The organism is Sphingomonas sp. PAMC 26617 (genome assembly GCF_000242835.1).
Lineage (GTDB): Bacteria > Pseudomonadota > Alphaproteobacteria > Sphingomonadales > Sphingomonadaceae > Sphingomonas.
Genome location: NZ_JH594425.1, coordinates 212494 through 228531, shown reverse-complemented (window position 1 = coordinate 228531; position 16038 = coordinate 212494). Strand labels below are relative to the sequence as shown.

General features: G+C 67.8%; 13 protein-coding genes. 9 read left to right on the top strand and 4 right to left on the bottom strand.

Annotation, left to right across the window (positions count from 1 at the left end):
• Positions 1-88 precede the first annotated feature (88 nt).
• From RH91_RS00990 to RH91_RS00980, 3 genes are read left to right on the top strand one after another with little or no spacing between them, the layout of a single operon-like run.
• Positions 89-1750 carry an MFS transporter gene (locus tag RH91_RS00990; RefSeq protein ID WP_010160604.1) on the top strand — a complete coding sequence of 554 codons (1662 nt, stop codon included), beginning with the start codon at positions 89-91 and terminating at the stop codon, positions 1748-1750.
• Positions 1747-2928: an HlyD family secretion protein gene (locus RH91_RS00985; RefSeq protein WP_010160603.1), complete on the top strand. Its 1182-nt coding sequence runs from the start codon at positions 1747-1749 to the stop codon at positions 2926-2928. Before RH91_RS00990 ends, RH91_RS00985 begins: the two co-directional genes overlap by 4 nt.
• Positions 2925-4313: an efflux transporter outer membrane subunit gene (locus RH91_RS00980; protein ID WP_010160601.1), complete on the top strand. Its 1389-nt coding sequence runs from the start codon at positions 2925-2927 to the stop codon at positions 4311-4313. Before RH91_RS00985 ends, RH91_RS00980 begins: the two co-directional genes overlap by 4 nt.
• Before the next feature lie 336 nt (positions 4314-4649).
• On the opposite strand, the gene RH91_RS00975 is transcribed toward RH91_RS00980, so the two are convergent.
• Positions 4650-5588: a Gfo/Idh/MocA family protein gene (locus RH91_RS00975; protein WP_010160600.1), complete on the bottom strand. Its 939-nt coding sequence runs from the start codon at positions 5586-5588 to the stop codon at positions 4650-4652.
• Positions 5589-5773: 185 nt separating this feature from the next.
• Here RH91_RS00975 and RH91_RS00970 point away from each other — a divergent pair, with 185 nt between their 5' ends.
• The 5 genes from RH91_RS00970 (at position 5774) to RH91_RS00950 (ending at position 11625) form a co-directional block, all read left to right on the top strand.
• Complete coding sequence (locus RH91_RS00970) at positions 5774-6670, top strand: 2-dehydro-3-deoxygalactonokinase (protein ID WP_010160599.1); 897 nt, start codon at positions 5774-5776, stop codon at positions 6668-6670.
• A 4-nt stretch (positions 6671-6674) separates the two neighbouring features.
• Positions 6675-7301 carry a 2-dehydro-3-deoxy-6-phosphogalactonate aldolase gene (locus RH91_RS00965; RefSeq protein ID WP_010160598.1) on the top strand — a complete coding sequence of 209 codons (627 nt, stop codon included), beginning with the start codon at positions 6675-6677 and terminating at the stop codon, positions 7299-7301.
• A gap of 190 nt (positions 7302-7491) precedes the next feature.
• The gene (locus RH91_RS00960) at positions 7492-7956 is read left to right on the top strand and encodes a MaoC family dehydratase (protein WP_010160597.1); all 465 of its coding nucleotides are present in this window, start codon (positions 7492-7494) and stop codon (positions 7954-7956) included.
• Positions 7953-8843: an HpcH/HpaI aldolase/citrate lyase family protein gene (locus tag RH91_RS00955; RefSeq protein ID WP_010160596.1), complete on the top strand. Its 891-nt coding sequence runs from the start codon at positions 7953-7955 to the stop codon at positions 8841-8843. The genes RH91_RS00960 and RH91_RS00955 overlap by 4 nt, the downstream gene beginning before the upstream one ends.
• Before the next feature lie 472 nt (positions 8844-9315).
• Positions 9316-11625 (top strand): TonB-dependent receptor domain-containing protein, encoded by a 2310-nt coding sequence (locus RH91_RS00950; protein ID WP_010160595.1) that lies wholly within the window; start codon positions 9316-9318, stop codon positions 11623-11625.
• A gap of 242 nt (positions 11626-11867) precedes the next feature.
• On the opposite strand, the gene RH91_RS00945 is transcribed toward RH91_RS00950, so the two are convergent.
• From RH91_RS00945 to RH91_RS00935, 3 genes are all read right to left on the bottom strand, one after another.
• Positions 11868-13157, bottom strand: a complete 1290-nt coding sequence (locus RH91_RS00945; protein ID WP_010160594.1) for a dipeptidase — start codon at positions 13155-13157, stop codon at positions 11868-11870.
• A 185-nt stretch (positions 13158-13342) separates the two neighbouring features.
• Positions 13343-14692 (bottom strand): PQQ-dependent sugar dehydrogenase, encoded by a 1350-nt coding sequence (locus RH91_RS00940; protein WP_010160593.1) that lies wholly within the window; start codon positions 14690-14692, stop codon positions 13343-13345.
• On the bottom strand, positions 14692-15141 hold the full coding sequence (locus RH91_RS00935) for a DUF2231 domain-containing protein (RefSeq protein WP_010160592.1): 450 nt from the start codon (positions 15139-15141) through the stop codon (positions 14692-14694). Before RH91_RS00935 ends, RH91_RS00940 begins: the two co-directional genes overlap by 1 nt.
• A 405-nt stretch (positions 15142-15546) precedes the next feature.
• Here RH91_RS00935 and RH91_RS22150 point away from each other — a divergent pair, with 405 nt between their 5' ends.
• Positions 15547-16020, top strand: coding sequence for a hypothetical protein (locus RH91_RS22150; RefSeq protein ID WP_157136815.1), 474 nt, complete (start codon positions 15547-15549; stop codon positions 16018-16020).
• Positions 16021-16038 lie beyond the last annotated feature (18 nt).

Below are 16038 nucleotides of genomic sequence, written 5' to 3'. Positions count from 1 at the left end.
CTTTGTCCGACGATTGTAATAAATCGTGACGGTTTCTCCGCCTCCTGATGGATTGATCCCGTCCGCCGATCGTGCGTAGGAAGACAGGATGCTCGCCAGTCGTATCCGCCATTTCCTGACCGAGGAACAATGGACGTTCGCGCCGCACGAGCGGCCCGCGCTGCCGGGCTCCCCGGCGTCGCCCGAACACACGTCGGCGGTGCGTCTCGCCTATGGGATCATTGCGGTGCTGGTCGGGTTGACCGGCGGGCTCGGCACCGCGCTCATCTCGGTCAACACCACGACGCTGCAAGGCTCGCTCGGCTTCGACCCGACCGAAATCGCGTGGCTGCCGACGGTCTATGTGATGACCAATGCGTCGATGAACCTGCTGCTGATCAAGTTCCGCCAGCAATATGGGTTGCGGCCGTTCACGATCATCTTCCTCGGCCTGTACGTGCTGTTCACCTTCGCGCATCTGTTCGTCCACGGCTTCTGGTCCGCGGTCGGCGTGCGCGCGGCGAGCGGGATGGCGGGGGCGGCGCTCAGCTCGCTCTGCCTCTATTACATGATGCAGGCGTTGCCGACCAAATGGCGGCTTCGCGCGCTGGTCGTCGGGATCGGCATTCCGCAATGCGCGACCCCGCTTGCGCGGCTGTTCTCGCCCGACCTGCTCGCGATGTCGCAGTGGCGCGCGCTGTACCTGTTCGAATTCGGGCTGGCGGTCCTGTCGCTCGTCGCGGTCAGCCTGCTGCGGCTCCCGCCGACCGAGCGCAAGCCCGCGTTCGAGCCGATGGACTTCGTCACCTTCACGCTGTTCGCGGTGTCGATCGCGCTGTTCTCGGCGGTGCTGGGGCAGGGGCGGCTGGTCTGGTGGTTCGAGGCGCCGTGGATCGGCTGGTGCCTCGTCATCGCGATCCCGCTGCTCGCGACCGCGCTGGTGCTCGAACATGGCCGGCCCAACCCGCTGCTCAACACCCGCTGGCTTGGCAGCGCGGACATCGTGCGCTTCACGATCGTCACGCTGATGGCGCGGCTGGTGCTGTCCGAACAGACCTATGCCGCGGTCGGGCTGCTGACCGTGCTCGGGCAGAACAACGACCAGTTCCAGACGCTGTTCGTGATCATCTTCCTCGCCTCGATTGCGGGCGTGATCGCGAGCGCGGTGACGCTCGACGTCAACCGGCTCGCGCATCCGGTGATGCTCGCGATCGGGCTGGTCGCGGTGGCCGCCTATGTCGACTCGCTCTCGACCAGCCTGACGCGCCCGCCGCAACTGTATCTGACTCAGGCGGTGATCGCATTCGCGGGCACCTATTTCCTCGGGCCGTCGCTGTTGTTCGGGATGACGCGCGCGTTGCAGGCGGGGGCGGGGCACATCATCAGCTTCCTCGCGCTGTTCGGGATGGTCAATTCGCTCGGCTCGCTGGGGGGCGCAGCGCTGCTCGGCACCTATCAGACGATCGCGGAAAAGGCGCACAGCGCGGCGATCGTCCAGACGCTCGACCCGACCGACCCGATCGTCACCGCGCGGATTGCCGCCGGCGGCAGCGCGGTCGGCCGGGTGCTCGGCGACCCCACGCTGCGCAGCGCGGAAGGCGGCGCGCTGCTCGCGCAGACCGCGACGCGCGAGGCGAACGTGCTCGCCTATGACGACACCTTCCGGCTCGTCGCTATTCTCGCGGGGCTCACGACCACCTATCTCGCGATTCTATTGATCCGTCGCGAATGGCGTCAGCGTCGCGCGACGGTTGCCAAGGCTCCTGCATGACCGATACGCGCCAACCGCCGCCCGCCAGCCCCGTCGCGGCGGCCCCCGTCACCGAAGCGCGCGCCGCGGAAAACGCCGCCGCCGCCGCGCCCGCAGCGCCCGCTGCCCCGGTCGGCTCCGGCTGGCGCCCGCCGCTTCCGTCGCGCACCGCGCTGATCGTCGCGGTGGTGCTGTCGCTCGTCGGGATCGGCGCGGTGTTGTCCGCCTGGCGGCTCCCGCCGTTCGCGACCGCGACCGAATCGACCGACAACGCCTATGTGCGCGGCCGCACCACCGTCATCAGCCCGCAGGTGAGCGGCTATGTCACCGCGGTGCTGCAGCGCGATTTCGCGACCGTCACGCAAGGCCAGCCGCTCGTCCGGATCGACGACCGGATCTACCGTCAGCGGGTCGACCAGGCCAAGGCGCAGGTCGCAGCGCAACAGGCGACGCTTGCCAACAGCGACCAGACCGCGCGCGCGCGCGCCGCCAGCCTGCAGGCGCAGGACGCGGCGGTCGCCAATGCGAGGGCGCAGTTGCTCCGTGCGCAGGCGGACATGAACCGAGTCAACGATCTCGTCACTGACGGGTCGGTGTCGCTGCGCGAACGCGACCAGACGCTCGCGGCGCTGCGGCAGGCGGAAGCCGGCGTGCTCCAGGCGAATGCCGCGCGCGAGATCGCGCGGCAGGATATCCGCACGGTCGAGGTCGGGCGCGGCGGGCAGCGCGCCGGGGTCAGCGGCGCGGATGCGGCGCAGCGGCTCGCGCAGATCGATTTCGACAACACCGTCGTCCGCGCCCCCGAGACCGGGCGGCTGAGCGAAGTCGGCGTACGGGTCGGGCAATATGTGACCGCGGGGTCGCAGCTGATGTTCCTCGTGCCGCCCGAGACCTGGGTGATCGCCAACTACAAGGAAGCGCAGACCGCGCGGATGGCGGTCGGCCAGCCGGCCAGCTTCACCGTCGACGGGCTCGCCAATGCGCGGCTGACCGGCCACGTCGAGCAGCTGTCCCCCGCCGCCGGGTCCGAATTCGCGGTGATCAAGGCGGACAATGCGACCGGCAATTTCACCAAGGTGCCGCAGCGGATTGCGGTGCGGATCAAGGTCGATCCGGGCCAGCCACTCGCGGCGCGGCTGCGCCCCGGCATGTCGGTGCAGGCGCGGGTCGATACCTCGTCGGGGCCGCGAATCCGATGACGCGCGCGCTCGGGGGGCTGGCGGTGGCGCTCGCGCTGGCGGGTTGCATCGGTCCGCGCCCGGTGGCACCCGCCGCGACCGCGGTCGTGGCCCCGCCCGCCTGGCGGACCGCGTTCGGCCCGGATGCGCCGATCCGCGCGGACTGGTGGAATGCGTTCGGCGATCCGGTGCTGACGGACCTCGTCTCGCGCGCGCTCGCCAACAATCCCGATCTCGGTGCGGCGGCGGCCCGCGTCGAGGAAGCCCGCGCGACCGAGCGGCTCGCGCGCGCGCAACTGTCCCCGAGCGTCAGCGCGGGTTTGCCCGCCTCGGAGGCGCGCGCCTTGAACGCGTTCGGCACCGCGACCTCCAACGTCGCTGCGCAGCCCTCGATCACCGCGAGCTACGACCCCGACCTGTTCGGGCGCCTCCGCAACGCGAGCGCCGCGGCGCGCGCGCAGTTGCTCGCGAGCGAAGGGGCGCGCGATGTCGTCAGGCTCGGCCTCGCGAGCAGCGTCGCCACCGGCTACATCACGCTGCGCGCGCTCGATGCGCGGCTCGCGGTCGCGCGCGATACGCTTGCGGCGCGCGGTGACGGCCTGCGGATCGCGCGACGGCGGGCGGAGACGGGCTATACCTCGAACCTCGAACTGCATCAGGCGGAAGGCGAATATCGCGCGACCGAGCAATTGATCCCGCAGGCACAGCTCGCAATCACGCGGCAGGAGGATGCGCTCAGCCTGTTGCTCGGGGATAATCCGCGCGCGATTCCGCGCGGGGTGGCGCTGACCGCGCTGACGCTTCCGCCGATCCCGGAAGGGCTGCCGGCGGATCTGCTGCGGCGGCGTCCCGATCTGTATCAGGCGGAACAGACGCTCGTCGCTGCCGACCGAAGTCTCGACAGCGCGCGCGCGGCGTTGCTCCCCAACGTCGCGCTGACCGGATCCGCCGGGGTGATCCTGACGACCGCGCTCGCCAATCCGGTCGGGGTCTTCTCGCTCGGCGGGAGCGTCCTGTCCCCGCTGTTCGACGGCGGGCGGTTGCGCGCGAGCGCCGACGCGGCGACCGCGCGGCGCGATCAGGCGGCCTACGCCTATCGCCGCGCCGCGATCAGCGCGTTCCGCGACGTCGACGACAGCCTTGCGGGGGTCCAGCGCTCGGGGCAGCAGGCGGTGGCGATCCGCGGGCAGCGCGATGCGCTGGCGGCGGCGCTGCGCAACGCGTCGAACCGCTATCGCGCGGGCTATTCGTCGTATCTCGACCAGCTCGACACGCAACGCGGGTTGCTCACCGCCGAACTCGCACTGGTCCAGGCGAATTCGGACCGGCTGACGTCGTACGTGTTGGTATATCAGGCGATGGGCGGCGGCTGGACCGAGGCCGATATCGCCGCAGTACGCCGCTAGGCGCGCCCCGGCGAAGGCAAGACTTCTGCAAAACCGTCCGTCATCCTGAACTCGTTTCAGGATCCAGCCCTCCGCGCGCCCGGACCAGGCCCGTTGCACGCTGGATGCTGAAACACGTTCAGCATGACGGCAGCTTTTTTCAGAGCGCGGGATGACGATCAAACCTCTGCGAAAGGTAGCTCGTTACGGATTTGGTGCCGTTTTCCTGCGAAGGCAGGAATCCAGAGCCAAGCAATACAACGGCTTACGGCTTTAGTGACTCCTGGGCTCCTGCTTTCGCAGGAGAACAGACCCACCTCCGCACAGGTCTCGCCCCCGCCGACGTGACGGGGGAAATCAAAACGCGAAAGCCGCCACCGTCTCCCGCGTCGCCACGCGCAACGCGTCCTCGACCAGCCGCAACGGCGCAAGATCGACCTCCGACGTCCCCGCCGCGATCAGCGCGGCAAACCGCGCGTAGATCGCCGGATATTCGATATTTTCCGCGGCCCGCGCGGTTTCGCCGTCGATCGCGATCGATGCGCCGCCGTCGCTGAGCAACAGCGTGCCGCGATCGGTGTCGATCCGCATGTCCCAGCTTTGCGGGCCGGTCTGGAGGAAATCGAAGTCGGCGCTGATTGCGGTTCCGCCCGACACCATCGCCAGCGTCGCCGCGATCGGGGCGGCGCGGCCGTCGGGGATCTCGACGTGCGCGGTCTCGACCATCACCGGATCGGGCAGGATCGCGGTCAGGATCGACAGCGCGTTGATGCCGGGATCGAACACACCGAACCCGTTCTCCGCGAGGATCCATTCCTGCCCGGGATGCCAGCGGCGAATGTCTTCCTTCCACGTGATCGCGACCCGGTCGACGCGACGCCCGGCGACCCAGGCGCGCGCCTCGGCGACGGCCGCGGCCTCGCGCGAGTGCCACGTCGTCATCAGCGTCGTTCCGGCGGCGGCTGCCCGCGCGACGATCGTCTCGGCCTCGGCCAAAGTCGCCGCGGTCGGTTTCTCGAGCAGCACCGCCAGCCCCGCCGCGATCGCCTCGGCGGCAATCGCGGCGCGGTAGGCGGGCGGGGTGCAGATCGCGACCGCGTCGAGATCGGGCAGCGCGGCGCGCATCGCGCCGAGATCGGGATAGTTCGGGACGTTCGGCAGGCTGCCGTGCGGGTCCGCCGTCGCGACCAGCGCGAACCGCGGATCCTTGTCGATCGCGGGGACATGCTGGTCGCGCGCGATCTTCCCGATTCCGACGATCGCGAGGCGGATCGGGTGTGCGGCGGCGTCGGGCATGGCGTGTCTCGTCTTTGGTCTGAGTATTGCGGCCATAGAACGCCACAGGAAGGTCAGCAAGCGACGCGATCCCGGGAGCGCCGGCGCGGGTGGACAAGGACGATCAGTCGGATCAATAGGACGCGACCCGCCTCCCGGAGGCACATCGATCCCGCCTCGGCCGGTGCCGCGAAGGACGCGCAGCAATGACCTCATCCCGCGCCGCACGCTTTGGCGACGCCTTTCTCGCGGTCGATTGGGGGACCACCAACCGCCGCGTCTATCGCATCGAAGGCGGGCAGGTGGTCGCGACCGACCGCGACGCGCGCGGGGTGACCGCGGTCCCCGCCGATGGCTTCCCCGCCGAAATCGCCGACCTGCGCGCGCGCTTCGGGGATCTGCCGATGCTGCTCGCGGGGATGGTCGGTTCGACGATCGGCTGGCGCGACGTGCCCTATGTCGGCGTCCCCGCCGGGATCGATACGATCGCACCGCGGCTCGGCTGGATCGATGACCGCACCGCGATCGTCCCCGGTCTCTCGTTCCGCGACGGCGCGCGTGCCGACGTGATGCGGGGCGAGGAAATCCAGTTGCTCGGCGCGATCGCTGCGGGGCTGGTGCCGCGCGACGGTCTGCTCTGCCAGCCCGGCACGCATTGCAAATGGGCGCGCGTCGCAGGCGGCGTGGTGGTCGACTTCACCACCGCGATGACCGGCGAACTGTTCGCCTTGCTGCGCGGCCACGGCCTGTTGTCGACGCAGCTCGGCGGCACGGTCACGCCCGGCGCGGCGTTCCGCGACGGCGTCGCGGCGGGCAAGCGGCGCGACCTGTCCGCCGCCTTGTTTGGCATCCGCGCGAGCAAGCTGCTCGGCCAGCGCGACGATTCCGACGCCGCCTCCTATGCGAGCGGGCTGCTGATCGGCAGCGACGTCGCGGTGCGGCTCGAAAGTGGCGCGGGCGATGTCCATATCCTGTCCGACCCCGAGCTCGGGGGGCTTTATGCCATCGCGGTGTCGGCGAATGGCGGCACGCCGCACGTCGTCGACAGCCACGCCGCCTTTGCCGCCGGTATTATCGCGCTCGCGCAAGCCCTTGGAGAATGATCGCATGACCATGATCGCCGATTTCGACGCCGCCTTCGCGCGCTGCCCGCTGGTCGCGATCCTCCGCGGGGTCCGCCCCGACGAAGTCGAGGCGATCGGCGAGGCGCTGGTCGACGCAGGGTTCACGCTGATCGAAGTGCCGATGAACTCGCCCGACCCGCTCGACAGCGTCGCGCGGCTCGCGAAGCGGTTCGCGGGGCGCGCGATCATCGGCGCGGGGACGGTGCTCGATACCGATGGCGTCGCGGCGGTGCAGGCGGCGGGCGGGACCATGGTGATCTCCCCCAACATGAACCCGCGCGTGATCGCGGCGACTGCCGCCGCCGGGCTGGTCTCGCTTCCCGGCATCGCGACGCCGAGCGAAGCGTTCGCGGCGCTCGAGGCAGGCGCGACCGCGCTCAAGCTGTTTCCGGCGGAAGCCGCGAGCCCGGTCGTGCTCAAGGCGATGCGCGCGGTGTTGCCGAAAACGGTGCGCGTGCTTCCGGTCGGCGGGATCACCCCCGAGGGGATGGCGCCGTGGACCGCGGCAGGCGCGGCCGGGTTCGGCCTTGGCGGCGCGCTCTATTCGGTCGGTGCGACGGCGGAGCAGGTCGGCGCCAACGCGCGGGCCTTCACTGCCGCGCTGAAATAGACGGATCCCCCTCCCGTTCGTTTCGAGCGAAGTCGAGAAACCCGGCACAGCGCAGGTTTCTCGACGTCGCTCGAAACGAACGGGGGGCGTGGGGGACGTCGCCCTCTGGCCCTTCCCGAAATCGCTGGTATGGCCGTGCCTGCAACACAGACAGGCCCGGCACAGGGCGGTAGAACGGGAGCGGCAGGCGATGGCGGGATTGTGGTTCGAGCAGCTCGAGGTCGGGCAGACCTTCGCCCACGCGATCCGGCGCACCGTGACCGAGACCGACAACCTCCTGTTCTCGACGCTGACGCACAACCCCGCGCAGCTTCACCTTGATGCCGAATATATGAAGACCAGCGACTATGGCCGCATCATCGTCAACTCGACCTTCACGCTCGGGCTGATGGTCGGCGTGTCGGTCGGCGACACGACGCTCGGTACCGCGGTCGCCAATCTCGGGTGGGACGAAGTGCGCTTTCCCGCCCCCGTGTTCATCGGCGACACGCTGCGGATCGAGACCGAGGTGGTCGACTTGCGCGAGTCCCGCTCGCGCCCCGACGCGGGGATCGTCACCTTCGTCCACCGCGCGTTCAACCAGCGCGACGAACTCGTCGCGACGTGCAAGCGCACCGGATTGCAGCGCAAGACCCCGGCGGGAGACGCCGCATGATCGACCTGCGCTCCTGGCTGTTCATCCCCGGCGACAGCGAGAAGAAGCTCGCCAAGGCGGACAGCACCGGCGCGGATGCGCTGATCTTCGATCTCGAGGATTCGGTCGCGCCCGAGCACAAGGCACGCGGGCGGGAGCTCGTCGCGGGGCTGCTCGCGGATCGGCCGCAGGCAGCGCGGACCAGCCAGTTGTGGGTACGGATCAACCCGCTCGACAGCGGGATGGTGCTCGACGATCTGGTCGCGGTGGTCGCGGCGGCCCCCGATGGCGTGATGCTCCCCAAATGCGCCGGCCCTGCCGATATCGCGCAACTGTCCTTCTATCTCGATGCGCTCGAGGCGCAGGCGGGGCTCTCTGCCGGATCGATCGCGATCCTGCCGGTCGCGACCGAGACCGCCGCTGCGCCGTTCACGCTGGGGGAATACGCCAGGGTGCGGCAGGCGCGGCTTGCGGGGCTGACGTGGGGCGCGGAGGATCTGGCGGCAGCGCTGGGGGCCTCGACCAATCTCGATCCGGCGGGCGGCTGGGCGTTGACCTATCGCACCGTGCGGACGCTGACGCTGCTCGGCGCGAAGGCGGCGGGGGTGCAGGCGGTGGATACGCTGTACGTCGATTTCCGCGACGAGGCAGGGTTGCGCGCGTCGTCGCGGGCGTCGCGGGCGGAGGGGTTTACCGGGCGGCTCGCGATCCACCCGGCGCAGGTTGCCGCGATCAACGAGAGTTATTTGCCGGATGCCGCGGAAGTCGCGTTCGCCGAGCGGGTCGTTGCGGCGTTCGAGGCGGCGGGCGGCGCGGGGACGGTCGGGCTTGATGGGCGGATGCTGGATATTCCACATTTGAAGCAGGCGCGGGCTGTGCTGGCGAAGGTGGGGGCTTACGGGGGGTAAACGGCGTATCTGGCGCGCTTGATGGTGCAGGGTGCTCGATACGGAAAGTGACCACCGTACCGCACCAATGTTCCGCAGCCAAAGGGTTGCAGGACATGTGAGAGCCTTCTTAAAGCCCCTCCCCTTTAGGGGAGGGGTTGGGGTGGGGCGGTCCAGCAGAACTACGCTCTCTGCGAGGCACTGCCCCACCCCCAACCCCTCCCCTGAAGGGGAGGGGCTTGAGAGTCCTCCGCAACCACCTCCACAATATCCACCGTTAACTTCGCGCGCCGCGTATCTCCAACGCCTCCACCGCCGCAGCGATCTTGCGCTGACGCTCGCCAAAAACCGCTACCCAACCGACGCAGAATAGACCCGAAACGGTCATTACCCCGCAACAAAAACCCGTCATGCGCGGCGATGAGGTCGACAACCGGCCCGTCAGGGAGTCTCCAGAATGACGCTTCGTGTTCACCTGCTTGCGGGTTCGATGATGCTTGCCTTCGTTTCGCCGAGCGCGTTCGCCCAGACAGCCCCGACGCCCGCCCAAACGACCGAACCGCAGCCGAGCGATGCGTCCGCAACCGAGACCCCCGCCACCGACCAGCCCGACATCGTCGTGCTCGGCTTCGGCCAGGCGCGGCAGGTGCAGACCGTCAGCAACCTCGACATCGAGCGCCTCACCCCCGGCTCGACCCCGTTGAAAGCGATCGCCAAGCTCCCCGGCGTCAATTACCAGGCCGCCGACGCATTCGGCGCGTATGAATGGTCGTCGCGGATCACGCTGCGCGGGTTCAATCAGAACCAGCTTGGCTTCACGCTCGACGGCATCCCGCTCGGCGACATGAGCTACGGCAATTCGAACGGCCTCCACATCAGCCGCGCGATCATCTCGGAAAACCTCGGCGTCGCCGCGGTGGCGCAAGGCGCGGGCGCGCTCGGCACTGCGTCGAGCAGCAACCTCGGCGGGACGATCGAATTCACCTCGCTCAAACCCTCCGACAAGTTGGGCATCGTCGCCTCGGGCACTTATGGCAGCGACGAGACCTATCGCGGCTTCGTCCGGCTCGAGAGCGGCGACATCACCGGCCAGGGGCTCAAGGGCTATATCAGCTACGGCTATCTCAAGACCGACAAGTGGAAGGGCTTCGGCGAACAGCGCCAGCATCAGGTCAACGCCAAGATCATGCAGGACCTCGGCAGCCGCGGCTCGATCACCGGCTTTTTCGATTATTCGGATCGCCGCGAGCAGGATTACCAGGATCTCAGCCTCGATCTGATCAAGCGGTTCGGCTATAATCTCGACAACATCTCGAACGACTTCCCGCTCGCGACACGGCTCGCGCAAGTCTATGCCAACCAGAACGCCGGTGCCGGGAAGCCGCTGCCCTATCCGACCGCGGGCACGACCTTCCCCGCGCCGTACCAGACCGTCGACGACGCCTATTTCGACGCGGGCGGCCTGCGGAAGGATTATCTCGCGGGGGCGACCTTCGACGGGCGGCTGACCGACCACGTCTCGCTCAAGCTGACCGGCTATTATCACAACAACCACGGTCAAGGCGTCTGGTACCTGCCGTACACCCCGACGCCGGGTGGCGCGGCGCTGTCGGTACGCACGACCGAATATGACATCCATCGCGGTGGCGTGCTCGGCCATGTCGCGGTCGACACCGGGCCAAACCATCTCGAGATCGGTGGCTGGTATGAATCGAACAATTTCGAGAATGCGCGTCGCTTCTACGGCCTCGCCAACCAGGCGACCGCGTCGCTCCCGACGCTCGACTTCAAGACCAACCCGTTCTTCACGCAGTTCGACGCCAAGTTCGATACCGAGACGCTGATGTATTACGTCTCGGACAAGCTGACGCTCGGCGACCTGACGCTCTCGGGCGGGTGGAAGGGCCTGCAGGTCATCAACCGCGCCAAGGCGATCGTCGGCACGCTCGCCGCCGGGCGGATCGAGGCGAAGGACTGGTTCCTGCCGCAGGTCGGCGCTTTGTACCGGATCGGCGGGCAGACCGAACTGTTCGCGACCTTCACGCAGAACATGCGCGCGTTCACCTCGGCGGCGGTCGGCGGATCGCCGTTTGCCACGACGCAGACCGGGCTCGACCTCATTCGCAACACGCTCAAGCCCGAGCGGTCGGACAGCTATGAAGTCGGCGGACGTTTCCGGATGAACGGGTTCCAGGCGTCGATCGCGGGCTATTATGTCGACTTCTCGAACCGCCTGCTGTCGCTGGCGAACGGCACCGGCGGCGCGGGCAACCCGACGACGCTGCAGAACGTCGGGTCTGTGCGCAACTACGGCGTCGAAGTGACCGGCACGTACAAGGTGATGCCCGCGGTATCGCTCTATGCGTCCTATTCCTACGGCAAGGCGGAATATCGCGACAACGTGATCAGCACCGCGGTCGGTTCGATCGGGCAGATCGACACCGCGACCAAGGGCAAGACCGTTCCCGACAATCCCGAGCATATGCTCAAGGGTGAAGCGGTCTATGACGACGGCCATGTCCTCGCACGGGTCGGCGCGAACTATATGTCGAAGCGGTACTTCACCTATCTCAACGATCAGTCGGTGCCCGGGCGCGTGCTGGTCGATGCGACGATCGGCTATACCTTCCACGGCGACGGCGTGCTGGACGGGCTGGGGATCGAGGGCAGCGTGACCAACCTGACTGACCTCGGCTATATCGCGACGATCGGGTCGAACGGTTTCGGCAAGAGCGGCGACAACCAGACGCTGCTCGCGGGTGCGCCGCGGCAATTCTTCGTGACGGTGAAGAAGGGGTTCTGACGGGCGAGGGGGCGGGCGTGTGCCCGCTCCCTCCCTACGTGCTCCCCCGGCGAAGGCCGGGGCCCATTAGCGAAACGAGAGAATGCAGGCGGATGCGCTTCGTTACCTCGTTCCTCTCTACTGGGCCCCGGCCTTCGCCGGGGAGAAATCAAAAGGGGAAAAACCCGCGATACTCCCACGCTGATTTTCAAAGCCCGCACCTCCCCCCCCGGGGGGGGGTGGTTCGGCACCGCCCTTCAACGCTACCGAGCGGGCGTGCCGACCGCATCCATCCCGGCCTGCGTCCCCGTCGCCGGCAGCGTCCCCGCCATCCCCTTCGCCACCCGCTCCGCCGCCGCCATCACGCGCAGCACGTTGCCGCCCGCCAGTTTCGCGACGTCGCCGTCGCTCCACCCGCGCCGCATCATTTCCGCGAGCAGCGCGGGGTAGGTCGAGACATCGCCCAGCCCCTCGGGCAACACGCTGCCGACCCCGTCGAAATCCGACCCGATCCCGACGTGATCGACCCCTGCGACCCGCGCGATATGCGCGACATGGTCCGCCACTTGCGCGAGCGTCACGCGTGGCGCGGGGTTCTTCGCCAGCCAGTCCTGCATCGCGGCCGCCGCCTTGTCGGGTTGCCCGATATAGAGCCCGCCGAGCGGCGGCGCGTTGAGCCGGGTCGCTTCCGCCGCCTTGTCCGCCGACCAGCGGCGATAGGCGTCCGACACGTAATTGGGCGCGAAATTCACCATCACCACGCCGCCATTCGCCGCGACCAGCCTGAGCACGTCGTCCGACACGTTGCGCGGATGGTCGTCCACCGCGCGCGCGCCGGAATGCGAGAAGATCACCGGCGCCTTGGTCACACGAAGCGCATCGCGCATCGTCTCCTCGCTCACGTGCGAAAGGTCGACCAGCATTCCGAGCCGGTTGAGCTCGCCGACCACCGCCTCGCCGAACGGGGTCAGACCGCCGTGGCGCGGGTCGTCGGTCGCCGAATCCGCCCAGTCGATCGTCCGCGAATGCGTCAGCGTCAGATATCCGGCGCCAAGATCGTGATAGGCGCGCAGCACCGACAGGCTTGCGTCGATCTGCCCGCCGCCCTCGACCCCGATCAGCGACGCGATCCGCCCCGACTGGTGGATCCGCCGCACATCGTCCGCGGTGCGCGCGAGCGCGAAGTCCTTCGGATAGCGCGCGACGATCTGGTGGACGAGGTCGATCTGCTCGAGCGTCTGCTTGACCTGCTCGAGCCCGGGAAGTGCCGCGTCGACATAGACCGACCAGAATTGCCCGCCGACTCCACCCTTGCGCAGCCGCGCGATGTCGGTGTCATACTTCGGCGTGCGCCGGTCGAGCCCGGTGGCGAGGTCGATGCTCCAGCGCTGCTCGCCCTCGCGCTCGCGGAGCGTTTCGGGCCAGTCGTTGTGGCCGTCGATCAGCGGGGTGGCGCGGAGGACATGCGCGGCGCGGGTGTCGTAGACGTCGGCGGCGGCGGGGGTCGCTAGGATCGTGGCGACGAGGGCGAGGGCAGTGCGATAGCGCGGCATCGGCGATCCTTCCCGGGGAAAGACTCGTGGTAGCCGACCCGACACGAGCGACAAGCCGCAAACAGCAACAACACATCTTCCCCGGCGAAGGCCGGGGCCCAGTAGCGAAACGATCGAGTTCGGGCGGTGACCTGACTTACCTCGACCTCCGCTACTGGGCCCCGGCCTTCGCCGGGGAAGCGGTATCAACGAAGGCGCCCCGACCGCAGCGAAGCGGTTGCCATCGGCGGCGTCTTCGCCGTCACGCGCCACACCGTATTGCCGAGATCGTCCGCGATCAGCAGCGCTCCCGTCTTGTCGACCGCCAGCCCGACCGGACGCCCGCGTGCCTTGCCGTTGCCGCCGACGAAGCCGGTCACGACGTCCTGCGCCTTGCCGCTAGGCTTGCCGCCCGCAAAGGGCACGTAGACGACCTTGTAGCCGTTGAGATTGCCGCGATCCCAGCTGCCATGCTCCGCCACGAACGCGCCGCCCTGATAGGCCGCGGGCAGGTTCGCCCCCGCATAGAACACCAGCCCGAGCGGTGCGACGTGCGAGCTGAGCCCGTAATCCGGCAGGATCGCCTTCTTCACCAGATCGGGCCGCTGCGGCATCACGCGCGGGTCGACGTGCTGGCCCCAGTAACTGTACGGCCAGCCATAGAAAGCGCCGTCCTTGACCGAGGTCATATAGTCCGGAACCAGATCCGGCCCGATCTCGTCGCGTTCGTTGACCACCGCCCACAATTGCCCGTTCGCCGGGTTGAAGGTCAGCCCGTTGGGGTTACGCAACCCGGTCGCGAACAACCGCGACGCGCCGTTCGAGCGGTCGACCTCCCACACCGCGGCGCGGTTCTTCTCCGCTTCGATCCCGTTCTCGGTGATGTTGCTGTTCGATCCGACCCCGACGTACAGCTTGCTGCCATCGGGGCTCGCGACGAGGCTCTTGGTCCAGTGATGGTCGATCGGCCCGCCCGGCAGGTCGGTCAGCTTGACGCCCGGCGCGGTGATCCTGGTCTGCCCGGTGACATAGGGGAAGCGCACGATCGCATCGGTATTGGCGACGTACAGGTCACCGCCGACCAAGGCGATCCCGAACGGCGAGTGGAGATGGTCGAGGAACACGCTGCGCACGTCTGGCTTGCCGTCGCCATTGGTGTCGCGCAGCAGCGTGATCCGGTTGCCGCCCTTGGCGCCCGCACCCGCGTAGCCCTGCACCCAGCCCATGATCAGCTCCTTCGGGCGCTTGATCGGTGCACTGCCGGGGCCGTTCGCCTCGACCACAAGCACGTCGCCATTGGGGAGGACGAACGGCTGGCGCGGATGCGTCAGCCCGGTGGCGAGCGCGGTCACCTGGAGCCCCGGCGCGACCGTCGGGGTCTCGCCCGCGGCCCAGGTGCCGACCGGCGCGACGTGCATCGGCGGAAGGAGGTACTGGTTGATCGCGGGCAGCGACGGGTTCGCGCCGATCTGTTGCTCGGTCGAGCCGCCCGCACCGCTGCAGGACGCCAGCGCCAGCGTCGCAACGCCGAGGACGAGGGGGGAAAGATGGCGCATCAGGCGACTCCTGCATTGGTACGATGGGCGACCGAGACGCCGGTCCAGCTCGCCGCGATCACCAGCACCGCGACGATCGCCGACAGCAGGATCCCGGTCGGCATCACCGACGTCCACGCGTCACGACTGTGGACGAACGCGTTGATCGTCCCCAGCACCAGCACCGCGAGGTTGAGCAGGCTGTGAAACCACGGCCGCGGCGCGCGGCGCGCATGGCGGTTGCGCGCATAATCGACGATCCCCGCGATCGCCGCGAGCACCGTCATGATCAGCCCCCCGGTGATCAGCCAGATCGAGAAGTTCGCCCACTGCATTTCGGCAGTGTTGACGTAGGTCAGATCGGTCAGGAACGCGGTGGTGAAGAACGCAAGCGGAAACGCCGCAAGCAAAGTGTGGATCGGATGCGGGGGCATTGCCGTCCCGATCGCGTGTACGTCTCGTTGCGGCATGGTCTGCAATCCTCGGAAGTCCCCGCTCCTACGTTTCGAGGGCGCGACTGTTCCAAAGTGTTGCTGGATTGTCGGTTTTGGTTTGGGTGGGCGCGTCGCGTCATGGCTGCGGATGGCCGGCGTTGGTGGGGGCTGCTGTTATGGGGATGACGATGGGGGAGCGGAATTCCCCGCAACCGGTCCGTCATTCCCGCGTAGGGGGAAATCCATTATCACCGTCCGTCCAGTCCTGCGAATTCAGCCAGTATGGATCCCCGCCGTCGCGGGGATGACGGAACGGGGGATGGCCGTGACCCTATGAAAATCAGCCGCGACTCATCAGGCTGAACCGCAAGGATTGGTGGACAGCTGACCGACAGCTTTTGAGGCTTGGTATCGGATAGCGGACGTGGTTTTATCAGGGCCATGACCGACCCCGCCGCGTTCAAATGGTTCCCGCTGCTTGCTGTCAGTTGGATCGCTCTAGCCATCGCCGTCTCGATCGCATTTCGGAAGAAGCGAGGAAAACCGATATTTCCGAGAGCGCCGGTGGATGCTCTTTTCTCTGAACGCGGTTGCTCTGGTCGTTCTCTTGATACGCCTTGGGCAAGGATAGGCGGCGCACGGAACTGTTTGCTTGTGGCGCTCACACCGCAAAAGCTCGTCATCATTCCAACCTTCCCGTTCAATCTGATATTCTTGCCCGAGATATATGGGCTTGATCACAGCCTCGACATTTCGGCTATTCGGGAGATGGCCGACCGGAAGGGCATTCTTGGCAGGCACCTGACGATAACCTACGCCGACCCCAAGGTCCGCCGGATGGAGCTGCGCCTGCGGCACCACGACGCTTTCATAGGTAGCCTACAAAAGCTCGGCCTCCACGTTGCCACGGTCTGATTGACTGCTGTCGAAAAT